This is a genomic window from Empedobacter sp. UBA5036 (assembly GCF_002415215.1).
GTDB classification, from domain to species: domain Bacteria; phylum Bacteroidota; class Bacteroidia; order Flavobacteriales; family Weeksellaceae; genus Empedobacter; species Empedobacter falsenii_B.
Window position 1 is genome coordinate 25,484 of record NZ_DICC01000060.1, and the last position, 24,883, is coordinate 50,366.

The following is a 24,883-nucleotide window of genomic DNA, read 5'->3' on the forward strand; positions in this document are numbered from 1 at the left end:
ATATTTGGTTGATTCGCCGAGATAAAATAGTTTTATATAAAATGTAGAATCTAAAATTTATAAAAAAATGAAATATTTCGTCCTATTGTTATCGAGTTTGTCTTTTGCGCAAACCTATCAAGTGATTAATGAGGAAAATTCGTCTGTTAGTTACCGAGGTTTGGCTTTTCAGGATGCAAAAACGTTTATTGTTTCTGGCTCAAAAAATACAATTGGTAAAACGATAGATGGTGGTAAAACATTTAGTTGGATTAACCCGAAAGTTGTTGAAAATAGAGATTTTAGAGATGTAGAAGTTTTAGGAAAAGATAACTATTTAGCTTTAGGAATTGATTCTCCTGCTTATGTTTTGCAAACGAAAGATGGCGGAAAATCATGGAATAAAGTGTATGAAAATAATGAAAAAGGTATTTTTTTAGATGCAATTTATGTGGATAAAACTTCGAAAAAGATTATTGTCTTGGGCGATCCAATGTCGCCAGATAAACCATTTGTATTAACGTCTTCGATTACTGATCCGACAAAATGGGAAGTTGCAAAATCGCTTCATGGTCAACCTTTGCGTTTAAAAAATCCGAAAGAAGCTTTTTTTGCTTCAAGTGGAAGTAATTTGTATGTAGATGCAAAGCAAACCTTGATTGTGACAGGAGGAGAGCTATCGAATTTATACTATTATACGCCAAAAGGTGGTCAAATGTATGCGTTAGAGAAAACAAAAAGTTCTACTTCTGGAATTAATGGAATGGCTTATGACGCAACAAATAATGTAGGATATTTGGTTGGTGGAGATTTTACAAAACCAGAAGATTCGAGCTATAATTTCTATAAATTTAAGTTGACAAATGGTAAAATTGCTTTTCAAGATTCATGGAAATATCCAACAGGATATAAATCTGGCGTAACAATTATTTCAAAAGATAAAGTCTTGGTTTGTGGATATTCTGGAGTGGATTATTCAGCAGATGGAGGACATAATTGGACAACTATTACACAAGATAGTTACAATACGTGTACAGTTTCGCCAGATAAGAAATATGTGATTTTGGTTGGGAATAAAGGAAAGATAGGAAAAGTTACGTTATAAAGATTTTCTAAAATTAAAATTAGATTAGAAATTGATTTTCAATTTTATAAATATTAGTTTCTTAGTAAATTTGAATAACCTAATACAATTCATAGTAAAGGGTGGTTAGTAGTTTTTTTAGTAAAAGTTCAGATATTTTTTATCTGAACTTTTTTCGTTAAAATTATTCTTAAAGTTGAGAATTAATTCTTCTTATGATTTCATAATCTTTAACTTTAATAAAATTCAATCTAAAAAATATTCAAAATGAAAAGAAGTGCAAAAGCAGTTTGGAATGGTTCGGTTACAGAAGGATCAGGAACATTAACCACACAAAGTACAGTATTAGATAATACGCAATATTCGTTCAAAAGTCGATTTGAAGAAGGAGTAGGAACAAACCCAGAAGAACTTCTGGCAGCGGCTCATGCAGGTTGTTTTACAATGAAAACTTCTGCATTACTTGGAGACGCAGGTTATACAGCAGAAAAATTAGAAACCGATTGTAAAATTGTTTTTGAAGGAGGAAAAGTTGTTCGATCAGAATTAAGTTTAACAGCAAGTATTCCTTCGATTACAGATGAAGAATTTCAGAAAATAGCAAAAGAGGCAGAAGAAACCTGTCCGATTAGTGTTTCATTTAGTTTCGAAAAAGTGTTGATTTCTGCAGTTTTAGTTGAATAAATTGATAGAATCAAAATAGAAAATCCAACAAATTACTTGTTGGATTTTTTGTTATTTCAAAACTGGAATTTCGATGTAAGAATCGTGATAAATTCGTTGTGTTTGTTTCAAGAAATCTTTCGCGGTTGCTTCATAAACATTCATAAATTGTTGCGGATTGCGGTCTGCTAAAGGAAACCATGTATTTTGAACTTGAATCATAATACGATGTCCTTTCTTGAAAGTATGTCCAACATCTGGCATAGAATACGTTACATTTGTTTTCAGATTAGGAACCATTGCTTCGGGTTTTTCAAAACTATTGCGGTATTTTCCTCGCATAATTTCGGCACGAATCAAATTTTGATATCCAGCCATCAATTTCCCATTATATTTTGGTGTATCTTCAGGAAAAACATCAATCAATTTTACTACATAATCAGCATCTGTTCCTGTTGATGAAACAAATAAATGATTTATAATTGGACCTGTGATTGTCATATCTTCCGTTAAAATATCGGTTTGATAAACCATAACATCAGGACGAGTTGACGCAAATCGTTGATCATCGACCATATATTCTCGTGGACGACTTTCTAAAACACCACCTTGATATGGAACAGGATTATTTGGATCTGCTACATATTCATCAAAACTTGTATTATTAGTCTGTTGAAAAGATATTTTTCCGTTGGCTTGCAAATACATTTTCTGAGTTGTCACATTCTTTGGTGGCCAAGTATCAAACTGTTTCCATTCGTTAGAACCTGTGATAAAGATTTGCGCTTCTGTCGGTTTGAAATTTCCTTTATCTTTTAAATAATAATTGAAAAAAGGTAATTCAATTTGTTGCTGATAATATTCACCTGTTGGCGTTCCAAACTGCATATCGCCAAACGTATCGGCTTTAGAGCGAACCCAACCACCATGAAACCATGGTCCAGCGACCAAAATATTTGTCGCATTCGGATTTTGCTTTTCAATTGCTTTATAAGTTTCAAAAGCACCATAAACATCCTCTGCGTCAAAGAAACCACCAACCGTCATCACAGCAGGTTTCACATTGGTAAGATGTGGCAAAGGATTTCTATCTTGCCAAAATTGATCATAATCAGGATGTGCAAACAAATCATTGTAGAATTTGATATTATCTTGAAAATATTTATCCTTCAATTCCTTTACAGATCCACCTTCTAAATAAAAACGGTAATTATCTTTGATTGGATATTCTAATGATTTTGGACCTTTATCTGGCGTAATTGGTTGCGGACGTTTTACACCAAATGACGACATAAATTTGAAAGAATCATTCAGAAATAATACACCATTGTGATGAAAATCGTCGCCTAAAAACCAATTCGTAACTGGTGCTTGTGGCGAAACAGCTTTCAAGGTTGGATGCGAATTAACTAAACTCATTGTTGAATAAAAACCAGGATAAGAAATTCCATAGATTCCAGCTTTTTGGTTGTAATTTTTCATGTTTTTTGCCAACCATTCCAATGTGTCGTACGTATCTGTACTTTCGTCAATCGCTTTTTTATTTTTCGTTTTATTAACAGGTCGTACATCTTCAAATTCACCCTCGCTCATCCATTTTCCTCTCACATCTTGGTACACGAAAATAAAACCTTCGCGCATTTCTGCAGGGAAATTTCCAAGCGATTTTTTATACTCATTTGCTCCATAAGGCGCTACGGTATAAGGTGTTCGATTAAGTAAAACAGGATATTTTTTGGTTTGATCTTTTGGCGTATAAATAGCCGTGAACAATTTCGTTCCATCTCGCATCGGAATCAATTGTTCGGTCTTTTCATAATGCTCTCTAACATAGGCAGAATCTGCTTTTGCAACTTGCGCATAGCTAATTCCACTCATCAAAATAAGACTAAGTAGAGTTGCTTTTTGAGTAAATTTTTTCACGTGTTTATCAATTTTACAATACTATAAATGTAAAAAACTTTTAAATTTTACACTTATAAATCGAATTATTTTCTACAAATGATTTCAATATCGATAAAGTTTTAATTATTTTTTATGAATTTGAAAATTCGAACACTTTTTTTGACTAAATTAGTTAGCCAAAATCAATTGAAATGAAGTTAACTGCAAAAGCAACAATTCAAATTCAGAAACCTAAAAATGAAGTTTTTGATGCGATTGTTAATCCAAATAAGATGAATCAATATTTTATCGCTTCTTCTACGGGTGCTATCGAAACTGGAAAAATTGTTGAATGGAAATTCCCTGAGTTTGATGATATTTTTCCTGTAATGGGAGGCGATTTAAAACAAGATGAATACATTTCGTTTGATTGGAGTGGCGGTGTTGATGATATGTTGGTGGAAATTTTTCTTGAAAAAGGAGAAAATGATTCGACAATTGTCAAAGTCATTGAACATGAAATGAATGATGATGAAGCTGGAATTAAGCAATTGATGGGACAAACAGAAGGTTGGGCTAATTTCTTGGCTTGTTTGAAAGCTTATCTCGAATATGGAATTAATTTGCGCAAAGGTGCTTTTGATTTTATGAAACCTTAAAAATGAACAAAAGACATACGTATGATCACAATCGAAACAATAATAAATGCTCCAATAGATCAAGTTTGGAAAGCTTTTAATTCTCCTGAAGATATTGTAAAATGGAATCAAGCTTCTGATGATTGGCATTGTCCGAAAGCAGAAAATGATTTGCAAGTTGGTGGAAAATTAAAGAGTACGATGGCTGCGAAAGATGGCAGTTTTCAATTCGAATTTGAAGCTAAATATGATGAAATCATTCCAAATAAATTTATTCGTTATTACATCGCAGATGGTCGTAAGGTTGAAATTAATTTTCATGAAGAAAATAATTTAACCAAAATCACAGAAAAATTTGAACCAGAAAGTCAAAATCCTACTGAAATGCAACAACAAGGTTGGCAAGCTATTTTGAATAGTTTCAAAAATTATGTTGAATCAAATCGATAAAAATAGTAGAAGATGGAAGAAAATAAATCGAAAATTGGTCAAATGGTTTGGGCTGATTTAACTGTTGAAAATTCGACTGAATTAAAAGATTTTTACAAAGAAGTGATTGGTTGGGAAGTCAAAAATGTTGCGATGAAAGATGGCGAAGAAGAATACAATGATTATGCAATGATGTCTTCTCCAGAAAATGCGGCTGGTGGAGTTTGTACGAAACGTGGTATGAATAAAGGAATTCCTTCTCAATGGATTATGTACATTAGTGTAGAAAATGTTGCGGAAAGTTTACAAAAAGCGTTGGAAATGGGAGGGAAATCTATTCATGAGATTAAAAATAAAGAAGGAAATCTTCAATTTGCAATTGTAGAAGATCCTGCTGGAGCTGTTTTTGGATTAGCAAATGCTTAAAATATGAAAAAAGTATCGTTTACAGAAGTAATTTATGCGCAGCCTAAACATGTGCATAAAGTAATGATTGCGCCAGATTCGTATAAAATTTGGACGAAATCGTTTAGTGAAACTTCAGATTTTAAAGGAGATTGGTCCGAAGGTTCTCATGTTTATTTCACTTATGATACCGAGAAAGGTTCGGCAGCGATGATTGCTACAATAGATGAAAATATTATTGGAAAATCAATCAAAATGCGTCATATAGGAAAGCTGAATGAAGAAGGTCAAGAAATTTTTGATGGACCAGAAATTGATGCGTGGAAAAATACAGAAGAAACCTATAAAATGGAAGATGTAGAAGGTCACACACGATTAACCTGTTCGGTGGAGATAGATGATCAGGTTTTTCCAGAAACTCAAGTCAGAGAAATGTGGATAAATGCACTGCGCAAACTGAAAGAGATTTGCGAAGATTAATTATGATGACAGATAATTTCACAACTATTGATGAATATATTCTTGGGTTTGATCAAGCTAAACAGGAGATTTTAGAAAACGTAAGAAAAATTATTCATGAAGCTGTACCAAGAGCAATGGAAACGATTAATTATAAAATGCCAACATTTCGTTTGAATGGAAATGTGATTCATTTTGCGATGTTCAAAAATCATGTAGGGATTTATCCTGGAGCAGAAACAATCGAACATTTTAAAAATGATTTAACCGATTATAAAACATCAAAAGGTACAATACAACTTCCTTTGGATAAAGTTTTACCGAAGAAATTATTGAGAGAAATTGTGTTGTATAAAGTTAGTTTGATGAAAGATCAGAAAGCTGAAGAATGGACGAAATACAATGGTAATTGGGCAGAAGCGAATGAGAAAATTCAACAAGTTGTAAATGAAACGGAACTTGTAAAAGAGTTTAAATGGGGTGGAGATATTTATACGTTTAACAAGAAAAATGTGTTGGCATTTAGTGGTTTCAAAAATCATTTTGCGTTGTGGTTTCACAATGGCGTTTTCTTGAAAGATCAATATAAAGTTTTGGTGAATGCGAATGAAGAAAAAACGAAAGCTTTGCGTCAATGGAGATTTAATTCTGCCGATGAAATTGATGTCGAAAAAGTAAGAGAATATGTCTTAGAAGCGATTCAATTGGTGAAAGACGGAAAGGAAATAAAACCTCAAAAATCTGTACCAAAAGAAGTTGATGGGATTTTGAAAGAAACTCTAAATCAAAACAATAAATTATTTACTTCATTTAAAGCTTTAACTTCAGGAAGACAAAAAGAATACATCGAATATATTGATGAAGCAAAACAAGAGAAAACGAAAATTTCTCGCATCGAAAAAATAAAACCTATGATTTTAGAAGGAAAAGGTTTGAATGATAAATATCGAAAATAATGCAATATGAAGTCGCAAATTTAGAAGAATATTTAACGTCAATTCCAGTAGAAAGAAAAGAAGCTGTTGAGAAATTAATTAAAATTTTGGCAGATAAATTACCCACTGGTTTCGAGTTGCAGTTGAGCTATGGTCATCTTGGGTTTGTTGTACCGTTTTCACTTTATCCGAATGGTTATCATTGCGATCCGAAATCACCGTTGCCGTTTATCAATATTGCTTCTCAAAAGAATTTCATTGCGTTATATCACATGGGAATTTATATGGACAATAAATTGCTGAATTGGTTTGTTGATGAATATCCAAAATACTCAAAACGTAAATTAGATATGGGAAAAAGTTGTATTCGTTTCAAAAAAGTAGAGGATATTCCGTTTGAATTAATCGGAGAATTAGCGCAAAAAATTACGCCACAACAATGGATAGAAAATTATGAAAAAGTACTACTTAATCGAAAAAAATAAATCATGTCACAAATCGATAAATTTTTAAAAAAATTAGAAAAAAATAATAACCGCGAATGGTTTACAGAACATAAAGTTGAATTTGATACAGCGAAAGCTGAAGCAGATTCAATTTTCAATGTGATTTACCAAGAATTAAGTAAAAAGGAAGAATTAGAACCGCTTAAAATTTATAGAATTTATAGAGATGTTCGTTTTTCTCATGATAAAACTCCTTATAAAACTCATTTTTCTGCGCAAACAGGTCGCAAAAAGCCACTTAATAGAGGTGGGTATTATTTCCATATTCAACCGAATCATAATTTTATAGGTGTTGGTTTTTGGGGACCAGAGCGCGATGATTTGCTTCGTATTAGAAAAGATATTGAAGTTTCGGATGAATTAGCGAAGATTCTTCAATCCAAAACAATTATGAATGAGTTTGGAGAAATGCAAGGAGAAGAAGTGAAATCTGCTCCAAAAGGTTTTTCGAAAGATCATGAGCGAATTGAATTGTTGCGTAAAAAGCAATATTTATTTATCAAGAATTTCACGGATGAAGAAGTTTTAGCAAAAGATTTTCCGCAGAAAGTGGCGAAATCAATTCAGGTTCTTCAACCATTTTTGAATTATATGACAGAGGTTTTAACAACCGATGAAAATGGTCAACCATTATATTAAAAAAATAATCACAAAAAAACACTATATTATGGCTAAAGTACACGCTTACTTAAATTTTAACGGAGATTGCGAAAAGGCATTTCAGTTTTATGAAACTGTTTTTGAAACGCAAAATATTGGGATGTATAAAATGGTAGATATGCCGCCAAATCCAGAATTTCAGATTCCAGAAAGTGCAAAGGATAAAGTTTCGCATGTGGCATTGTTTATTAATGAAACAACAATGTTAATGGGTTCTGATATTATTGAAGAATTTGGACATCAATACAAAGCTGGAAATAATAATTACATTATGCTTGATGTTGATAATCCCGCAGAAGCGCATCAATTATATGATCGTCTTTCGGTAAATGCAAAATCGTTAGAAATGCCTTTGGCTGAGCAGTTTTTTGCTGAGCTTTATGCGTCTTTTATTGATCAATTTGGAACACCTTGGATGATTCATTTCGAAGGAAATAAAGCGCATTCGATGTAAAATATAGTTTAAGAATAAAACATAAAACCTCTCAACTTGAGAGGTTTTTGTTTACTATACATTTACGTTCGTTGCTTGTAACATAAGTTGATGAAGATCTGTATTTTTTACAAATGGCTTCAACAAATCACTTCCTGGTCCATACATAGCTAATTCTACATAATCGCCCCAGTGATCCATACTTATCCAACCTACATTGTTGTGTTTTTTCTGAATTTCAGAGAAAAATTTGAACGGAAGCTTTTTGAAATTATATAATCCTTCTTCTTTATCCAAACCTTTGTAAAAATCTAACATATGTTTTGCTTCATCATCAGTTAAACTAAAACCATTTGTTTCGACAATCCAATCTTTGATTTCTTGTATATTAAAATCTTCGTGAATTTCATTCAAAATATGTTCGTTGGTATATTTATAATTAACAATACTTTCAAATTTTTTGTTTACATCAGCTCCATAAATAGTTCCTGGATTTGCATTTCCGTGATCAGTTGTGATGATAACTAACGTATTTCCATCCTTTTCAGCAAAATCCATTACAGTTTTGATTGTTTCATCAAATGCAATTTGATCATTTATTAATCCTGCAACATCATTTGCATGTGCCGCCCAATCCACTTTTCCAGCTTCTACTTGCAATACAAAACCATTTTGATGATCTTTCAAATTATCAATCGCAACCTTAGTCATTTCGGCAAGTGTAGGAATAGATTTATTTTTTGAGAGATTTTTATGATCGATTGCGTAAGGAATTGCTCCAGTATTGAAAATACCTAATAGAGATTTATTGTTTTGAGATTTTCCTAATTCCTCCTTTGTTTTCGCAATTTGATAGCCTTTATTTTTATAAATAGCATACAAATCTTTCTTGTCTTCTCTTTTGGATGAATTAAAAAACTCATCACCACCACCTAATAAAACATCAATGCCAATTTCGGCATATTTTTCAGCTATCTCTGGTTCTGCATTTCTACTTGCAGAATTTATACAAAAACCAGCTGGAGTGGCATGAGTAATAGTAACTGTAGTCACACACCCTGTTCTTTTACCCGCTTTTTTGAACTTTTGCCAAATCGGAACATGATGTTCTCCATTCGTGCTAATATTTAATACGCCATTTTTCACACGAATTCCACCTCCAAAAGCTGAACTTGCAGCAGCTGAATCGGTAACAATAGAACTTGCAGAAGCGGTGTCCATTAAAGCTCTTTTTACTTTATTTTCTTCATAAAGATTTATCCAATTACCATTTTTTCCATGCAATTGTATGTTGTACAAATTAGCCATAGCAAGAGTTCCGGAACTCATTCCATCACTTATCATAAAAATAATATTCTTTGCAGAATTTGTAGAAAGATTAGGTTTGATTTTATTTTGAGCAAATAAATCGAAAGGATTTAGAATTAAGCCTGTAGAAATTAATGCCGATCCTCTAAGAAATTTACGTCTATCCATTTTATTATTTTTGTAAATGAATAGATTATTTCTGAGAAGTGTTTTAGCTTATTGTTAAATCTTATTAATGATACAATCTAAATCCTAATTTCAGGCATATATTGGCGTGTTTATCAAACAATGCATGTACAAGCTCTTCTTCGTCATCAATTTCTTTTGCTAAACAAAAATAATATTGATCTAAAATTGTACTCAAAATTGGAGAAGGGTTTACGTATCCTGATAAGGCTTTTGCGCCTGTCACATCAATAAAATATTGAAAACTTTCGTCTTCCAAATCTAAATTCATTGTATTCGCAAAATGAACAATTTTATCAGTTAATTTTCCTTGAAAAATTTCTGCTACTTCTTCCAAACTATAGTAATAATCATCAATTTGAATTTGATTTCCTTCGCCTTCAAAAACTAAATAAATGATTTTATAATCTCTAAAATATTTATCATGATAAAGAAGATTGGTCAAACTTTCCTCGAAACCTTCAAAGCTATCGGTCGTTTTATAAACATTTGTAATTTGAAATTCTCGCGCCAAATGTTCCAAAAATTCCAATAATTGCGAATCATTTTGCTCTTCAATATCTGCTACAGATTCCAAACAAAACAGTTTGAAATCATCTTCGTCTTCAGTTCGTATAATATCCTTCATCTATTTTACTATTTTTCAAAGGTAAGATGTAATTTTTAAATGATTAAAATCACGCGTATAATGATTAATATTTATTAATTTAGAATTATTCTATATAAATGAATTTAATGAAAAATAATATTGATTTACAAATCCTTGCGGAACAATTGAGTTGTCCAAATGGAGACGAGGGGATTGAAGTTGGTGAGCAAATGAGTGAAAGTAATTTTGGCATGACGAAAACGACAATAGATCATTTACAATTACAAAATCAAGAACAAATTTTAGAGTTAGGTCATGGAAATTGTAAGCACTTACCTTATGTATTGAATCAAGCAAAAGGTTTAGAATATATTGGTTTAGAACTTTCACAAGTCATGAAAAATAGTGCTATTATGAACAATTCTGATTATTTGAATTCAAATATTAGGTTTGAAATAATTATGGATGAAAGAATTCATTTTTATGAAAAACGATTTGATAAAATTTTTACGGTGAATACAATCTATTTTTGGAAAAATCCTAAACTTTTCTTGAGTGAAATTTATAGAGTCTTGAAATTCAACGGGAAATTTGCGCTTACTTTTGCTAAAAAAGAATTTATGGAAACATTGCCTTTTACTCAATTTGGCTTCAATTTGTACACAGAAGATGAAGTGATAAAACTATTGAAATCTGCTAAATTTTCGATTGAAGATACAAAAACATTTTCGGAAAGTGTAATTAGCAAAGCTGGCGAAAAAGTTGAAAGAGAGTATAGTATAATTATTGCAAAAAAGTAAAATGATTTTTATTGATAATAAACTTAATTTTTTTGAGAAAAGAATGAACAAATAATTTCTAAAGTAGAAAGAATTAGCAGAAATTTGTATCCTTATTTCAAGAATATGAAACAACCACAAAGAGTATTCGATTTACCTCGATTTCAAGAAAAAAATACACCTAACATTTCTATTTTTAATTACAAAGAAAAAGGAGAATGGAAGGGAATTTCGACAACAGATTTTATCAATCGAGTAAATAATATTTCGAAAGGTTTGATTGCAAATGGCGTTCAACCAAATGATAAAGTTGCGTTGATTAGCGAAAATCGTTTGGAATGGAATTTAGTAGATTTTGCAATTCAGCAAATTGGAGCTGTCGTTGTGGCAATTTATCCCAATATTTCGGACAATGATTACGAATTTATTCTAAATGATGCCGAAATCAAACTTTGTTTTGTGAGCAATGACGCGTTGTATCAACGATTATTAGGAATCAAAGATCGTATTCCAAATCTTGAACAAGTTTATACATTTAATACTTATCCGCATACTCCAAATTGGATTGAGTTAATTTCGAAAGGTATTTCTATTTCTGATGAGGTTTTACAAACAAATATGGATAATGTAAAACCAACTGATTTAGCAACTCTTATTTATACTTCTGGAACAACTGGAAATCCGAAAGGTGTGATGCTTTCTCACGAAAATTTATTGGCTGATGTTAATAGTTCCGAATATTCTTTTCCTGTAAAAGCGTATGATAAAGCGTTGTCTTTTTTACCTGCTTGTCATGCGTATGAACGCGTTTTTCAATATGTGTACATTAAAATGGGCTTACCAATTTATTTTGCGCAATCAATGGATTCGATTGGGCAAGATATGAAAGAAGTTCAACCGCATATTTTTTCGGCTGTTCCACGTGTTTTAGAGAAAGTTTACGATAAAATTATGGCGACTGGTGAACAATTAACAGGAGTTAAAAGAGCTTTATTCTTTTGGGCAATTTCGTTAGGAGAGCAGTATGATTTAGACGAATCGAAGCTTTCTGCTTGGTATAAATTTCAATTAAACATTGCTCGAAAATTAATTTTTTCGAAATGGAAAGCAGCGCTTGGTGGTAATGTAAAAGGAATTGCTTCGGGAAGTGCAACTTTACAAACTCGTTTATTGAAATTGTATTTAGCTGCCGGAATTCCAATTTACGAAGGTTATGGTTTAACAGAAGCTGGGCCTTGTTTATCTGTAAATTGTATCAAACGTGGAATGAAAATTGGAACTGTAGGGATTCCTTTGATTGATATTGAAATTAAATTAGCTGAAGACGGAGAAATCTTAGCAAAAGGGAAAAATATCATGCAAGGATATTATAAAAATCCAGTAGCAACTGCTGAAGTTTTGAAAGATGGTTGGTTGTATACGGGCGATATTGGCGAATGGGTTGATAATAAATTCTTAAAAATTATCGATCGTAAAAAAGAAATGTTCAAAACTTCTGGAGGAAAATATGTTGTTCCGCAACAAATTGAGAAAATTCTTTCAGAATCTAATTATGTCGAACAAATTATGGTTGTGGGAGAAGGACGAAAATTCCCAGCTGCTTTGGTTATTCCTTCATATGATAACTGCATTGATTGGGCAAAAACAAATGAATCTTCATTGATTAATTTACCTCGTGAAGAATTTTTAACGCATCCAAAAATTTATGAATTGATAGGAAATGAAATCAATAAATTAAATGTCAATTTTGGAAATTGGGAAAAGATTAAAAAGTTCCATTTATTGCCTTATGAATTCACAATTGAAGCGGGAGAATTAACGCCAACTTTGAAAATGAAACGTAAAATCATTTCAGAAAAATATAAAAAAGAAATTGACGGGATTTATCAATAAAAACATCAATTTTTTAGAAAAATAATGAAGCAAGATTTTTATTAATCTTGCTTTTTTCATGAAATAAAACTGATTTATGAAAATTTTGCACCAAATTTGCACTCTTTTTTATAAAGTTTAGTATTTAAAAAATGAATAATCCTACACGAATTTTTGACTTAGCTTATCGTCAACAAGAACTTTATCCCAATCATAATATGTTTGCAAGTAAAATAGATGGCGAATGGAAGTTTACAAAACCATCCGAATTTATTGCGCAAACAAGAGAAATCTCTAAAGGTTTATTGGCTTTGGGAGTTAAACCTGGCGATCGAGTAGGACTTGTATGTGAAAGCCGCTATGAATGGCATGTAATTGATTTTGCAATTCAGCAAATTGGTGCTGTTGTAGTAGCGATTTATCCAAATATTACAGATTTTGAATATCAATTTATTTTCAATGATGCAGAAATACAATTGTGTATTGTAAGTACAAAAAATTTGTATGAACGTATCAATAAAATGTTTGGCACAATTTATAGTTTAGAATACGTTTTTGCTATTAATGAGTTCCCAGATTCTCGAAATTGGTCAGAATTAAAAGAAATTGGAAAAGATATTACAGACGAATATGTAAATAACCTTAGTTCAATTGTCCGAAATTCAGATTTAGCAACTTTAATTTATACGTCTGGTACAACAGGAAAACCGAAAGGTGTAATGTTATCTCATAATAATTTGGTTTCGAATTTTATTGCGGCAAAAGAAATTGTAGTGTTAGAAGAAGGAACAAGAGGTTTGACTTTTTTACCGCCTTGTCATACATACGAAAGAACTGTAATTTATACTTATTTATATATTGGTGTAACGGTTTATTTCGCCGAAGGTTTTGAAAAAATTGGTGATAATATCAATGAAGTAAAACCTCATATCATGACTGCTGTACCTCGTGTAATGGAAAAAGTTTATGAGAAAATCCTAAAAACAGGTAGCGCTTTAACAGGAAAAAAACGAAAAGTTTTTGATTGGGCGATTAATATTGCTTCTCAATATGAACCTGATGCGAAGAAACGATCTTTGGTGTATAATGTGAAGTTAGCTTTAGCTCGAAAATTAGTTTTGAATAAATTTTATGAAGCGTTAGGAGGTAATTTCAAATATATTATTTCGGGAAGTGCTTCGTTGCAAGGTAAAATTGCGCGTGTTTTTATGGCGGCTGGATTACCATTTTTTGAAGGATATGGAATGACGGAAACTTCGCCTTTAATCACTGTAAATAATCCGCATAAATTAGGTGTTCGAATAGGGACTGTGGGTTCACCAATAAAAGATGTTAAGGTAAAATTAGCCGAAGATGGAGAAATTTTGGTTCAAGGTCCTAATGTGATGATGGGCTATTATAAAAATCAAAAAGCGACCGATGAGGTCATTATTGATGGATGGTTGCACACAGGTGATATTGGAGTTTGGGAGGAAGGAGAAGGTCATTTCTTGAAAATCATTGATCGTAAAAAGGAAATGTTCAAAATTTCTGGTGGAAAATATGTTGTTCCTCAACCAATTGAAACAAAACTTGTCGAATCAAATTTTATTGAGCAAGCAATGGTTGTAGGTGATGCGCAAAAATTTGCGTCAGCTTTTATTGTTCCGAATTATGCAAATCTGAAAGAATGGGCAAAAGAAAATGCACCTGAAATTAGTAATCTTTCTCGCGATGAATTCATAGCATCTACAGAAGTTCATAAAGTAATTAATCAAGAAGTTCGTAAAGCAAATCAGTTTTTTGGAAATTGGGAACAGATTAAGAAACCAGCAATTTTAGCGCATGAATTTACGATTGAAGGTGAAGAATTAACTCCAACTTTGAAATTAAAACGTAAAGTTATTCTAAAGAAATATCAGAAAGAATTCGAAGAAATTTATAAATAAAAAAATCCCTCAATTCATAATGAGTTGAGGGATTTTTTTATGGATTCATTCTTTCGTTAGTATAACCACGAATCACAGTATAATCTACTTTTTCAATACTATCCATAAAAGAAGCGTTATCGGTATATATAATAAAATCTACTTTCTCTTAGCTATTTCCATGAGTTTCAAATTCATTATAAAGTGAATTAACTTGAAGTTTACCATTATTCTCTCTTAAGAATAATTCAAAAAATGAATCATTTTCTCCTTTTGGAATAAAATAATTAGTTGGTAAATGTTTACAATCACAATTATCAGTGCTTAAATAATAGTGTCCAGAACATTGTAATTCATATAATTTAATATCTCCAATTATATAAGACTTTTTAAAATCAGAACTGCAAGAGTAAAATAATAAGAGAAATAAAATTAGATATTTCATAATTGTAATAGTTATGACGAATATAATTCTTTTTAAGTTGAAGATAAAATTTTTGAAAAACTCATCATTTTACGCTATTTTCGACGAATTCTTTTCAAAATTACAAAACTATAAGTACGCTATGGAAGCAACCAGAATTTTTGATTTACCAAAACGTCAGCTGGAAAAGTTTCCTGATTTATCCATGTTTGTATCCAAACAAAATGGAGAATGGAAACCAATGAAAACCACAACTTTTTTAGAACATGTTGATGCAATCTCAAAAGGATTAATCGCTTGTGGAGTTCAACCAGGTGAAAAAGTGGGATTAATCTCAGAAAATCGTGTCGAATGGAATATGATAGATTATGCGATACAACAAATCGGAGCTGTTGTGGTAGCGATTTATCCGAATATTTCTGACAGCGATTACGAATATATTTTTAGCGATTCGGCTATAAAATTGTGTTTTACAAGTAATCTCGATTTGTATACGCGAATCAATCAACTCAAAACAAAATTGCCTTCATTAGAGCAACTGTACTCGATTGATGAATTTGAAAATACAGAAAGTTGGAATGTTTTAATCGAAAAAGGAAAAACAATTCAACAAGAAGAAATAGACAAACGTGCCGCAAATGTAAAGCACGAAGATTTAGCTTTTTTAATCTATACATCAGGAACAACGGGAAATCCGAAAGGTGTGATGTTGTCGCACAAAAATATTATTGCAGATGTTATGGCTTGCGAATATTCAACACCACTTGATCCTTATGATCGTGCTTTGACCTTTCTTCCTGCTTGTCATGCGTATGAGCGAACAATTCAGTATTTGTATGTGTACATGGGGATTTCGATATATTTTGCAGAATCGATGGAGAAGATTGGCGATAATTTAAAAGAAATTAAACCGCATATGATTACGGCTGTTCCTCGTGTGATTGAAAAAGTTTATGAAAAAATCATGCAAACGGGAGCTCAATTATCAGGTTTTAAGAAATCTATTTTTGATTGGGCTGTAAAAGTTGGCGATGAGTTTGTGTTAGAAGATGATCAGCGTTCTACAATTTATAATTTGAAATTAGCAATTGCCCGAAAATTAGTTTTACACAAATGGTACGAAGGACTTGGTGGCGAATTAAAAGCCATTGTAACGGGAAGTGCAGCGATTCAACAACGAATTGTTCGCGTATTTTTAGCTGCCGAAATTCCAATTTATGAAGGTTATGGATTGACAGAAGCTTCGCCAGTAATTGCGGTGAATTGTTTTCGTCGAGGTAAAAAGATAGGAACTGTTGGACCTCCGTTGAAAGGTGTTGAAGTAAAATTGGCTGATGATGGCGAAATTTTAGTAAAAGGTGATATTGTGATGATGGGTTATCATAATTTACCAGAAAAAACTGCCGAAGAAATCAAAGATGGTTGGCTATACACGGGTGATATTGGAGAATGGATAGACAATAAATTCTTGAAAATTGTTGACCGTAAAAAAGAAATGTACAAAACTTCGGGAGGGAAATATATTGTTCCACAACAAATCGAAATGAAAATGGTAGAATCGCCATTCATCGAGCAATTGATGGTTGTTGGAGAAGGTGAGAAGTTTCCTGGAGCTTTTGTGGTTCCGAGTTATACAAATCTAAAAAAATGGTCGCAGTCAAATGCTCTTGAAATTGTAAATCTTCCTCATGATGAATTTCAGAAAAGCGATGTTGTCAAAAAGAAATTAGAAGAAGAAATCAATCAACTGAATAATCATTTTGGACATTGGGAACAAATCAAAAAGATTGCAATTATTCCAAATGAAATGACCGTAGAAGGTGGAGAATTAACGCCAACGTTAAAATTTAAACGTAAAATTATTTTAGAAAAATACAAGAAACAATACCAAGAAATTTTTGGATAATTAATAAGAGTCTCAGTTTTTTGAGACTCTTTTTTATAACCTTTAATTAAGATTAAAATCTATATTTTTGTAAAAACAAAATCAATTGAATTCAGTTAAAGTTTACGCAAAACAAACAAGCAATTGGGGATTATTATTCGGTAGTCTTTTATTTTTTGCTTGTTCAATTTATTTATTTCTAAACGCCAATCAAGTTAATTCTCCGCAAACTGCAAAAATTTTAAGCGGAGTTTTATTTGTTCCAAGTTTACTATTCATCATCGTTTCAATCAAAAAATTGATGAAAAAACAATTGATTTTATTGATTGATAAAAAAGGAATTGTTTACAAACCTACGGATCATTTGAATTATATTGAATGGGGAAAAATTTTAGAAATTGAAGAACTGAAATTGCCTCGCCAACGTGTCATTAATATAAAAATTATTGATGCAGACGATTTTATCCATAACGAAACGCAGAAATTCTTACAAGCACGTATGAGATTTTGGAATAAAATGTATGGCGCTGTTGTTTCGTTTGACGCAAATACTTTAGATAAAAATCACTTCGAAATCATGAATCTTTTTGATGAATTTATGGAAGATTATAAGATTTCTACAGCTTCAAAAAATGATTAATTCGAAAGAATAGACTATTTTTGCAGCATGCAAATCGATTTACTTTATAAAAATTTGGGCATCAAAGATATGAATGCAATGCAACGTTCAGCATTCAAAATGTCCGAAAATCAACGAGATTTAATTTTATTATCACCAACAGGATCTGGTAAAACATTGGCGTTTTTATTTCCGACTTTAAGAGATTTAAATCCAGATGTAAAAGGTGTTCAAACCTTAATTTTAGTTCCTGCGCGTGAGTTAGCTTTACAAATCGAAACAGTTTTCAAATCGATGAAGTCTGATTATAAAGTAACGTGTTGTTATGGAGGTCACAATACAAAAGTTGAGCAAAATACTTTGTTAGAAGCTCCAGCTGTATTAATTGGGACTCCAGGACGTATTGCGTATCATTTGCGTAACGAAAATTTTGATCCTTCGACTGTTCAAACTTTAATTTTAGACGAGTTTGATAAAGCGTTAGAATTAGGTTTTCAAGAAGATATGAGCTTTATTGTAGAGCAACTTTCTGGTTTGAAACAACGTATTTTGACTTCTGCTACAGAAATGGAAAATATTCCAGAATTTGTTGGATTGAATGACGAAAAAATTGTGAGCTATCTAAAACAAATCGAGGTAAAGCCTGATTTACATATGAAAGTGGTTAACACCATTTCAGAAGAAAAATTGGATACTTTATTTAATTTGATTTGCAAAATTGGAAGCAAACGCATGTTGATTTTCTGTAATCACCGTGATGCTGTCGACCGTATTAGTAATTTGTTGCATGAAAAAGGAATTGCGCGTGAAAGTTTTCATGGTGGAATGGAACAAGACGAACGCGAACGTGCGTTACTGAAATTCAGAAATGATTCGGTTCGAGTTTTAATTACAACAGATTTGGCTGCGCGTGGTTTGGATATTCCAGAAGTAGATTCGATTATTCATTATCAATTACCTGCAAAAGAAGCCGCTTTTATTCACAGAAATGGACGTACAGCACGTATGAATGCGAAAGGTTTTGTGTATTTAATTATTAGCAATGAAGAACATTTTCCGTTTGTAAATGAAAATTTACCTGTCGAAAATTTAGGTGGAACATATAAGATTCCAGAACGTACACCTTACCAAACGATTTATATTTCTGCAGGAAAAAAAGACAAAGTAAACAAAGTTGATATTGTTGGATTTTTGTTCAAAAAAGGAGGTTTAGAAAAAAACGATGTCGGAATTATTGAGGTAAAAGATACCACTTCGTATGTTGCGATTAACCGTAAAAAAGTTCCGGACTTATTGAAAAAATTGAACGGTCAAAAAGTAAAAAATAAGAAAGTAAAAATGCAAATTGCATATTAAAAATAGAATTTTATGTTAGCACACCACGTACTATTTTGGTTAAAAGATGACGCTACAGAAGCTGAAGTGAATACATTTCATCAAGCTTTGAAAGATTTAGAACCAATTGCTCCTTCAGTATTTTTTCATGTTGGAACACCAGCAAATATCGAAAGAGATGTTATCGACGCTTCGTATTCGTTTTCTTTGTTTGCAGCTTTCGAAACGATGGAACAATTTGAGACGTATCAAAAACATCCACAACATATCGAGTTTTTGAATGGTCCAAATAAATTAGCAAAACGAGTATTAATCTATGATGCAGATTAATCGTTAGAAAAATATAACCTTAAATCCGTCATTTGACGGATTTTTTTATTTTCTAAAACTTTATAAATCAAGTTTATTTATAATTAATTATACTTATTTTTGTACAAAATATTGTACATATGTTGATAACAAATATTTCTGAATTTAGAAAAGATATTAAAGAATATTTTGATCGTGTGACGAATAATTTTGAAACATTGATTATTAATCGTGGAAAAAATTCTGGTGTTGTTATTATGTCATTAGAAGAGTATAATTCGCTAATGGCTACGAATCATGAGCTTTCTTCTCGCAAAAATGAAGAGCGTTTGGATGCTGCAATTGAGAAATTAAAAACTCAGAAAACGTTTACAAAGGAGTTAATTGAAGAATAGATGAAAATCGTTTTTGTTGATGAATCATGGGAAGATTATTTGTATTGGCAAAAAACAGATAAATCTAAATTGAAAAAGATCAATGAATTGATTAAAGGTATTGCTCGAAATCCTTTTGATGGTCTGGGGAAACCAGAAGCTTTGAAATAAATATGCAGGATTTTGGTCGAGAAGAATAGATCATGAACATCGGTTAATATATCGTGTTGTAGAAGATGAAATTCAAATTGCGAAATGTCGTTTTCATTATGATTGATATACTTCTTTATCAATCAACAATATAATCTATCATACAATAATCACGAATTTCTATCAAAATAAGCAAATAATCGTTACAAATACCCGTAAATTTGCAAATGATTTCTGAAAAGGAAATCAATAGAATTTAAGCAATGATTATAGAGACAGAAGAAGAGTTAATCGGAATGAAAAAAGTCAGCGAAGCTGTAGCCGTTACTCTTAAAGAGATGAAAGATTATGTAAAACCTGGAATTTCAACAAAAGAATTGGACGATTTTGGTGCGAAGATTATGCACAAATTTGGTTGCAAATCAGCTCCTTTCGAGACGTATCAATTTCCTGGTTATACTTGCTTAAGCGTGAATGAAGAAATTTGTCACGGAATTCCAAGAGCCGATAAAATTTTGAAAGACGGAGATGTGATTAATATTGATGTTTCTGGAGAATTAGGTGGTTTTTGGGCTGATAATGGAGGTTCTATTGTTGTTGGAGAAGATGTGAATGGTTATCAAAAAATTGTTGATGCATCTATTTCTGCGCTTCAAAAAGCAATTGCGGCTGTAAAATCTGGAGTTAAAATCGCTGATATTGGTGGAATTATTGAGAAAGAAGCAAAAAAACATCATTATCATGTGATTGAGAATTTAACTGGTCATGGAGTAGGGCGTTCATTGCACGAAGAACCATTGGATTTGATGAATTTCAGAGACCCTGATGATAAACGTCGATTCCGTAAAAATTCAGTTATTGCATTGGAAACTTTTATTTCAGAAAATTCTTACGAAGCAATTGAGCAAGCGGATGGTTGGACAATGATAGGAAATGCACCTGGCGTTTTTGCACAACACGAACATACTGTTTTGGTTACTTCTGAAGGTCCTATGATTTTAACGCACATGAATGGTAATTGGTAAAATTATATGAAGAGAAACGAATATATTAAAGTAGACCGCGAAGTGGTCAAAAAAATGAGCGAAGATATTCAGGCTTATTTAACAGAAAATAAGTTGGAACGTGTAAAAACTAAGGATATGATGCCTTTCTTAATTGAAAAAGGATATTTTCCTCACGACCGTAAAAAAGGATATCCTTTGCGTCAGATTCTAACAGATTTGAAAAAATCGGAAGAATTACATTTATTACCGCAAGCATTTCCAGAATATTTGGAAATCGAGAATAAAAAAACATCTACCTACTGGTATTTTAGTCCAGTAAAATAATATTAAACACTTCTATTGAAGTGTTTTTTTTATTGCTAACAAATTCAAAATCTTTACTTTTTGGAATATTAATTGATACAATTTGATCGTTTATTAGATGAAAAATCAAGCTTTTTAATTTCTTATCTTATGTCAATGAAATCTCGCTGATGACTGAGCTAAATTTGTCCTATCAAAATAAATAATTAATTAAAAACAATCAAATAATCATTCGTTATGAAAAAATTATTATTCACGTTAATGTTATCAGCAGCTTCAATGTCTGCATTTGCTCAAAATTATACAAATGATAAAGCGCACTCAAAATTAGGCTTTTCTGTTTCTCACATGACAATTTCTGATGTTGAAGGACAATTCCAAAATTTTGATGTTCATTTAAACTTTACAAAAGAAGATTTAAGCGATGCAAAATTTCATGTAGTTGCAGATATCAATTAAATCAATACAGGAGTTGAGGCACGTGATAATCATTTAAAATCAGCAGATTTTTTCAATGCAGCAAAAAATTCAAAACTAGAATTCTCTTCAAAAGGAATTACACGTGTTAAAGGAAATCAATTTAAAATGGTTGGTGATTTAACATTAAACGGAGTAACTAAACCAGTTGCATTAAAATTAGTTTACAACGGAAGCATCAACAATAACGGAGTTAAAACGTACGGATTTACAGTAAAAGGAAATGTAAAAAGAAGTGATTTTAACATCGGTGGTAATTTCCCAGAAGCTGTTGTAGGTGATGTTGTTACATTAACATCAAACTTAGAATTTTCAGCTTCAAAAGCTAAATAATAATAAATAAAATATATTATAAAAATCGTGGATTTCAATACGTTAAAATCAATTACTTCAAGTTTTTCTACAACTGATAAAATGCCAGTTTTATTTTTAGGACATGGCTCTCCGATGAACGCAATCGAAGAAAATATTTTTGTAGAAGGATGGAAGAAGATTGGAAAAACAATCCCAAAACCAAATGCGATTATTTGTATTTCGGCACATTGGGAAACGAAAGGAACTAAAGTTACGGCTTTAGAACAACCCAAAACGATTCACGATTTTTATGGTTTTCCGCAAGCTTTATTCGATGTTGAATATCCAGCGCCAGGAAGTCCAGAATTAGCAACAGAGGTCAAAAATTTAATTAAAACAACAGAGGTTGATTTAGACAAAATGTGGGGATTTGACCACGGCTCTTGGAGTGTGATTAAATTTTTGTATCCAGAAGCAGATGTTCCGATGATAGAACTGAGTTTGGATGTTTATAAAACGCCAAAAGAGCATTACGAATTAGCGAAGGAATTAGACGCTTTGCGTAGTAAAGGGATATTAATAGTAGGAAGTGGGAATGTTGTACACAATTTGAGAGCATTAAATTGGAGTGAGCCAAATGCTGGTTATGATTGGGCTTATGAAGTGAATGATACATTCAAGAATATTGTTCAAACAGGTAATCACGACGAATTGTTCAATTTTGTACAAAAAGGTAGCGCATTTAATCTTGCTGTCCCATCTATGGAACATTATTTGCCAGCTATTTACGCATTAGCATTACAAGGAAAAGAAGAGGAGCTAACACTTTTTAATGATAAACTAATTTATGGATCATTAGGAATGTTATCATTCAAAATAGGATAAATAAAATCAATTTAAATAACAAATAAAAACAAAACATTATGGCAACAAAATGGAATTTAGACCCTTCTCATTCAGAAGTCCAATTTAAAGTAAAACACATGGTAATTTCTACAGTAACAGGAAATTTTGATCATTTCAATGCTGATGTAGAAGCTAATTCAGATGATTTTTCTGATGCAAAATTTGAATTTGATGCAAAAGTAGATTCAATCAATACAAAAAATGCAGATCGTGATGGACATTTAAAATCAGCTGATTTCTTTGCTGCTGAGCAATTTCCAGAAATGAAATTTGAAAGTACTTCAGGTATTCAAAACGGAAAAATTAATGGAACTTTAGAAATTCGTGGTGAAAAACAGCCAATTACATTAAATGCAGATTTTGGTGGAGTTATCACTGATCCATGGGGATTACAAAGAGCTGGATTCGAATTTTCAGGAGAAATCAACCGTAAAGATTACGGATTAGGATGGAGCCAAGTAACAGAAGCTGGAGGATTAGTGGTTTCTGATAAAGTAAAATTATTGGTGAATTTAGAGTTTACTCAAGCCCAATAATCATAATTTTTAATAGCAAAAAAACCACTTCAAAAGAAGTGGTTTTTTTGCGTTATTTATTTTTGTTCTCCCAAAAAGTAGCATTTTTAATTCCGATTTCAGTAGGATTGAAATCAGGATTTTTAATTCCTTTTTTACGTTTGTCTTTATAATCTTTCCAGACTTTAAGCCCAACTCCGCTTAATAATAAAATAGCAATAACATTTACCCAAGCCATCAGACCAACACCAATATCTCCAATTGCCCAAGCAGTTTCAGCAGTTTTGATTGTTCCGTAATACGTAGCACCTAAAAAACAAACACGTAAAATCCATACATATACTTTTCTATTTCCTTTCTTGAAAATGTATGTAATATTCGTTTCAGCATAATAGTAATAAGCCATAATCGTTGTAAAAGCAAAGAAAAACAAAGCAATTGCAACAAAACTATTTCCGAATGAAGGAAAATGACTTGAAACAGCAGCTTGCGTAAAACCTGTATAATCTACTCCAGGAAGATTTTGAGTAATGAAACTTCCCGCTTTTTCTGGGTGATTCACATTGTATTTTCCTGTAAATAAAATCATAAAAGCAGTTGCTGTACACACAAATAATGTATCGATGTAAACAGAAAAAGCTTGTACCAAACCTTGTTGTGCAGGATGGTTTACTTCCGCAGCCGCAGCCGCATGAGGAGCAGTTCCTTGACCAGCTTCGTTAGAATAAATTCCACGTTTAATTCCCCAAGCAATTGCAGATCCAAAAACACCACTATAAAGTGATTCTTGATTGAAAGCTGATGAAAAAATTAATCGTAAAACTGATGGAACTTGATGGATATTCATTCCAATAATAATGATTGCCATTAAGATGTAAGCGCCTGCCATAAAAGGAACGATAAATTCAGAAGCTTGTCCCAAACGTTTTACACCTCCAAAAATAATCAAGGCTAATAATCCAATAATGACGAATCCTACAATGTTGATTGGAATTCCTACAAAATTATAAATAGGAATATCAAACGCGTTATTCAAAGCAGATGAAATACTATTCGACTGAACGCCTGGTAATAATAATCCACAGCTCATAATTGTAATGATTGCAAACAAAACTGCGTACCATTTGATTCCTAAACCTTTTTCGATGTAATATGATGGTCCTCCACGATATTCTCCATTAATTTCTTGTTTGTAGACCTGGCCTAATGCAGATTCTATGAATGCAGATGCACTTCCTAAAAATGCGATAAACCACATCCAGAAAATTGCTCCAGGTCCTCCCATAGCAATTGCAGTAGCTACACCTACAATGTTTCCTGTTCCGACACGACCTGAAATGGCCAAAGAAAATGCTTGAAAAGGTGTGATTCCTTTGTCCGATTTTTCGCCACTAAATAGCAAGCGAACCATGTCTTTTAGGTAAACGATTTGTAAGAATCTGGTGCGAATAGAGAAGTAAATTCCTGTTAAAGCGCAAAGTCCAATTAAAGCATATGACCAGACGTAGCTACTTACGAGATTGATGATATCATCCATTTGAGTATAAAATTTTTGTTCTTGTGTTTATT

Annotated in this window: 26 protein-coding genes and 2 pseudogenes; 24 read left to right on the forward strand and 4 right to left on the reverse strand. The window is 31.9% G+C overall.

Annotated elements, in window-relative coordinates:
• Positions 1-67: 67 nt before the first annotated feature.
• Together B4J88_RS11360 and B4J88_RS11365 are read left to right on the forward strand one after the other, a co-directional pair.
• Entirely contained in the window at positions 68-1,084 is a 1,017-nt protein-coding gene (locus B4J88_RS11360) for a YCF48-related protein (protein ID WP_219033968.1), read from the forward strand.
• Positions 1,085-1,330: 246 nt separating this feature from the next.
• Entirely contained in the window at positions 1,331-1,747 is a 417-nt protein-coding gene (locus tag B4J88_RS11365) for an OsmC family peroxiredoxin (RefSeq protein WP_115000360.1), read from the forward strand.
• Between the two features lie 51 nt (positions 1,748-1,798).
• Here the strand turns inward: B4J88_RS11365 and B4J88_RS11370 are convergent, their stop codons facing one another.
• Entirely contained in the window at positions 1,799-3,604 is a 1,806-nt protein-coding gene (locus B4J88_RS11370) for a CocE/NonD family hydrolase (protein ID WP_219034004.1), read from the reverse strand.
• Positions 3,605-3,822: 218 nt separating this feature from the next.
• Here B4J88_RS11370 and B4J88_RS11375 point away from each other — a divergent pair, with 218 nt between their 5' ends.
• The 8 genes from B4J88_RS11375 to B4J88_RS11410 are packed head-to-tail and all read left to right on the forward strand — an operon-like array spanning position 3,823 to position 8,096.
• Positions 3,823-4,269 (forward strand): SRPBCC domain-containing protein, encoded by a 447-nt coding sequence (locus B4J88_RS11375; protein ID WP_219033967.1) that lies wholly within the window; start codon positions 3,823-3,825, stop codon positions 4,267-4,269.
• 21 nt (positions 4,270-4,290) lie between these two features.
• On the forward strand, positions 4,291-4,698 hold the full coding sequence (locus tag B4J88_RS11380; protein ID WP_125350071.1) for an SRPBCC family protein: 408 nt from the start codon (positions 4,291-4,293) through the stop codon (positions 4,696-4,698).
• A 12-nt stretch (positions 4,699-4,710) separates the two neighbouring features.
• Complete coding sequence (locus B4J88_RS11385; protein WP_125350072.1) at positions 4,711-5,103, forward strand: VOC family protein; 393 nt, start codon at positions 4,711-4,713, stop codon at positions 5,101-5,103.
• 3 nt (positions 5,104-5,106) lie between these two features.
• Positions 5,107-5,562, forward strand: coding sequence for an SRPBCC domain-containing protein (locus tag B4J88_RS11390; protein WP_125350073.1), 456 nt, complete (start codon positions 5,107-5,109; stop codon positions 5,560-5,562).
• Positions 5,517-6,497, forward strand: a complete 981-nt coding sequence (locus B4J88_RS11395; protein ID WP_125350074.1) for a DUF1801 domain-containing protein — start codon at positions 5,517-5,519, stop codon at positions 6,495-6,497. The genes B4J88_RS11390 and B4J88_RS11395 overlap by 46 nt, the downstream gene beginning before the upstream one ends.
• Positions 6,497-6,961, forward strand: a complete 465-nt coding sequence (locus B4J88_RS11400) for a DUF1801 domain-containing protein (RefSeq protein WP_038330627.1) — start codon at positions 6,497-6,499, stop codon at positions 6,959-6,961. Before B4J88_RS11395 ends, B4J88_RS11400 begins: the two co-directional genes overlap by 1 nt.
• A gap of 3 nt (positions 6,962-6,964) precedes the next feature.
• Positions 6,965-7,621 (forward strand): DUF2461 domain-containing protein, encoded by a 657-nt coding sequence (locus tag B4J88_RS11405; RefSeq protein ID WP_038330630.1) that lies wholly within the window; start codon positions 6,965-6,967, stop codon positions 7,619-7,621.
• A 28-nt stretch (positions 7,622-7,649) separates the two neighbouring features.
• Positions 7,650-8,096, forward strand: a complete 447-nt coding sequence (locus B4J88_RS11410) for a VOC family protein (protein ID WP_280050962.1) — start codon at positions 7,650-7,652, stop codon at positions 8,094-8,096.
• Between the two features lie 54 nt (positions 8,097-8,150).
• Here the strand turns inward: B4J88_RS11410 and B4J88_RS11415 are convergent, their stop codons facing one another.
• Both B4J88_RS11415 and B4J88_RS11420 read right to left on the reverse strand, forming a co-directional pair.
• Positions 8,151-9,551: an alkaline phosphatase gene (locus B4J88_RS11415; protein ID WP_291067684.1), complete on the reverse strand. Its 1,401-nt coding sequence runs from the start codon at positions 9,549-9,551 to the stop codon at positions 8,151-8,153.
• 64 nt (positions 9,552-9,615) lie between these two features.
• Entirely contained in the window at positions 9,616-10,197 is a 582-nt protein-coding gene (locus B4J88_RS11420) for a DUF6642 family protein (protein ID WP_291067685.1), read from the reverse strand.
• Positions 10,198-10,304: 107 nt separating this feature from the next.
• Here B4J88_RS11420 and B4J88_RS11425 point away from each other — a divergent pair, with 107 nt between their 5' ends.
• From B4J88_RS11425 to B4J88_RS11490, 14 genes and pseudogenes are all read left to right on the forward strand, one after another.
• Complete coding sequence (locus tag B4J88_RS11425; RefSeq protein WP_291067686.1) at positions 10,305-10,958, forward strand: class I SAM-dependent methyltransferase; 654 nt, start codon at positions 10,305-10,307, stop codon at positions 10,956-10,958.
• Positions 10,959-11,063: 105 nt separating this feature from the next.
• On the forward strand, positions 11,064-12,830 hold the full coding sequence (locus B4J88_RS11430; RefSeq protein WP_291067687.1) for an AMP-dependent synthetase/ligase: 1,767 nt from the start codon (positions 11,064-11,066) through the stop codon (positions 12,828-12,830).
• A 131-nt stretch (positions 12,831-12,961) separates the two neighbouring features.
• Entirely contained in the window at positions 12,962-14,737 is a 1,776-nt protein-coding gene (locus B4J88_RS11435) for an AMP-dependent synthetase/ligase (RefSeq protein WP_291067688.1), read from the forward strand.
• A gap of 545 nt (positions 14,738-15,282) precedes the next feature.
• Positions 15,283-17,046: an AMP-dependent synthetase/ligase gene (locus B4J88_RS11440; RefSeq protein WP_221855060.1), complete on the forward strand. Its 1,764-nt coding sequence runs from the start codon at positions 15,283-15,285 to the stop codon at positions 17,044-17,046.
• Positions 17,047-17,131: 85 nt separating this feature from the next.
• Positions 17,132-17,665: an STM3941 family protein gene (locus tag B4J88_RS11445; protein ID WP_221855062.1), complete on the forward strand. Its 534-nt coding sequence runs from the start codon at positions 17,132-17,134 to the stop codon at positions 17,663-17,665.
• A gap of 27 nt (positions 17,666-17,692) precedes the next feature.
• Complete coding sequence (locus tag B4J88_RS11450) at positions 17,693-19,000, forward strand: DEAD/DEAH box helicase (protein ID WP_180906721.1); 1,308 nt, start codon at positions 17,693-17,695, stop codon at positions 18,998-19,000.
• Between the two features lie 12 nt (positions 19,001-19,012).
• Complete coding sequence (locus B4J88_RS11455) at positions 19,013-19,309, forward strand: Dabb family protein (RefSeq protein WP_221855064.1); 297 nt, start codon at positions 19,013-19,015, stop codon at positions 19,307-19,309.
• 119 nt (positions 19,310-19,428) lie between these two features.
• Positions 19,429-19,683, forward strand: a complete 255-nt coding sequence (locus B4J88_RS11460; RefSeq protein WP_221855065.1) for a type II toxin-antitoxin system Phd/YefM family antitoxin — start codon at positions 19,429-19,431, stop codon at positions 19,681-19,683.
• Positions 19,684-19,939 (forward strand): annotated as a pseudogene (locus B4J88_RS11465) (Txe/YoeB family addiction module toxin).
• 136 nt (positions 19,940-20,075) lie between these two features.
• On the forward strand, positions 20,076-20,837 hold the full coding sequence (gene map, locus B4J88_RS11470; RefSeq protein WP_291067689.1) for a type I methionyl aminopeptidase: 762 nt from the start codon (positions 20,076-20,078) through the stop codon (positions 20,835-20,837).
• 6 nt (positions 20,838-20,843) lie between these two features.
• A complete protein-coding gene (locus tag B4J88_RS11475; RefSeq protein ID WP_125350083.1) occupies positions 20,844-21,143 on the forward strand; it encodes a hypothetical protein in 300 nt (99 codons plus the stop codon).
• Positions 21,144-21,401: 258 nt separating this feature from the next.
• Positions 21,402-21,932, forward strand: a pseudogene (locus tag B4J88_RS11480) (YceI family protein).
• A 27-nt stretch (positions 21,933-21,959) separates the two neighbouring features.
• Positions 21,960-22,778, forward strand: a complete 819-nt coding sequence (gene ygiD, locus B4J88_RS11485) for a 4,5-DOPA dioxygenase extradiol (RefSeq protein WP_221855074.1) — start codon at positions 21,960-21,962, stop codon at positions 22,776-22,778.
• Between the two features lie 38 nt (positions 22,779-22,816).
• The gene (locus B4J88_RS11490) at positions 22,817-23,335 is read left to right on the forward strand and encodes a YceI family protein (protein WP_125350085.1); all 519 of its coding nucleotides are present in this window, start codon (positions 22,817-22,819) and stop codon (positions 23,333-23,335) included.
• Positions 23,336-23,387: 52 nt separating this feature from the next.
• On the opposite strand, the gene B4J88_RS11495 is transcribed toward B4J88_RS11490, so the two are convergent.
• The gene (locus B4J88_RS11495) at positions 23,388-24,851 is read right to left on the reverse strand and encodes an alanine/glycine:cation symporter family protein (RefSeq protein WP_291067690.1); all 1,464 of its coding nucleotides are present in this window, start codon (positions 24,849-24,851) and stop codon (positions 23,388-23,390) included.
• Between the last annotated feature and the right edge of the window lie 32 nt (positions 24,852-24,883).

Coding starts and splice junctions, on each gene's coding strand:
- B4J88_RS11360 (WP_219033968.1), top strand. CDS start 68: ATGAAATATTTCGTCCTATTGTTATCGAGTTTGTCTTTTGCGCAAACC.
- B4J88_RS11365 (WP_115000360.1), top strand. CDS start 1,331: ATGAAAAGAAGTGCAAAAGCAGTTTGGAATGGTTCGGTTACAGAAGGA.
- B4J88_RS11370 (WP_219034004.1), bottom strand. CDS start 3,604: ATGAGTGGAATTAGCTATGCGCAAGTTGCAAAAGCAGATTCTGCCTAT.
- B4J88_RS11375 (WP_219033967.1), top strand. CDS start 3,823: ATGAAGTTAACTGCAAAAGCAACAATTCAAATTCAGAAACCTAAAAAT.
- B4J88_RS11380 (WP_125350071.1), top strand. CDS start 4,291: ATGATCACAATCGAAACAATAATAAATGCTCCAATAGATCAAGTTTGG.
- B4J88_RS11385 (WP_125350072.1), top strand. CDS start 4,711: ATGGAAGAAAATAAATCGAAAATTGGTCAAATGGTTTGGGCTGATTTA.
- B4J88_RS11390 (WP_125350073.1), top strand. CDS start 5,107: ATGAAAAAAGTATCGTTTACAGAAGTAATTTATGCGCAGCCTAAACAT.
- B4J88_RS11400 (WP_038330627.1), top strand. CDS start 6,497: ATGCAATATGAAGTCGCAAATTTAGAAGAATATTTAACGTCAATTCCA.
- B4J88_RS11405 (WP_038330630.1), top strand. CDS start 6,965: ATGTCACAAATCGATAAATTTTTAAAAAAATTAGAAAAAAATAATAAC.
- B4J88_RS11410 (WP_280050962.1), top strand. CDS start 7,650: ATGGCTAAAGTACACGCTTACTTAAATTTTAACGGAGATTGCGAAAAG.
- B4J88_RS11415 (WP_291067684.1), bottom strand. CDS start 9,551: ATGGATAGACGTAAATTTCTTAGAGGATCGGCATTAATTTCTACAGGC.
- B4J88_RS11420 (WP_291067685.1), bottom strand. CDS start 10,197: ATGAAGGATATTATACGAACTGAAGACGAAGATGATTTCAAACTGTTT.
- B4J88_RS11425 (WP_291067686.1), top strand. CDS start 10,305: ATGAAAAATAATATTGATTTACAAATCCTTGCGGAACAATTGAGTTGT.
- B4J88_RS11430 (WP_291067687.1), top strand. CDS start 11,064: ATGAAACAACCACAAAGAGTATTCGATTTACCTCGATTTCAAGAAAAA.
- B4J88_RS11435 (WP_291067688.1), top strand. CDS start 12,962: ATGAATAATCCTACACGAATTTTTGACTTAGCTTATCGTCAACAAGAA.
- B4J88_RS11440 (WP_221855060.1), top strand. CDS start 15,283: ATGGAAGCAACCAGAATTTTTGATTTACCAAAACGTCAGCTGGAAAAG.
- B4J88_RS11450 (WP_180906721.1), top strand. CDS start 17,693: ATGCAAATCGATTTACTTTATAAAAATTTGGGCATCAAAGATATGAAT.
- B4J88_RS11455 (WP_221855064.1), top strand. CDS start 19,013: ATGTTAGCACACCACGTACTATTTTGGTTAAAAGATGACGCTACAGAA.
- B4J88_RS11460 (WP_221855065.1), top strand. CDS start 19,429: ATGTTGATAACAAATATTTCTGAATTTAGAAAAGATATTAAAGAATAT.
- map (WP_291067689.1), top strand. CDS start 20,076: ATGATTATAGAGACAGAAGAAGAGTTAATCGGAATGAAAAAAGTCAGC.
- B4J88_RS11475 (WP_125350083.1), top strand. CDS start 20,844: ATGAAGAGAAACGAATATATTAAAGTAGACCGCGAAGTGGTCAAAAAA.
- B4J88_RS11490 (WP_125350085.1), top strand. CDS start 22,817: ATGGCAACAAAATGGAATTTAGACCCTTCTCATTCAGAAGTCCAATTT.
- B4J88_RS11495 (WP_291067690.1), bottom strand. CDS start 24,851: ATGGATGATATCATCAATCTCGTAAGTAGCTACGTCTGGTCATATGCT.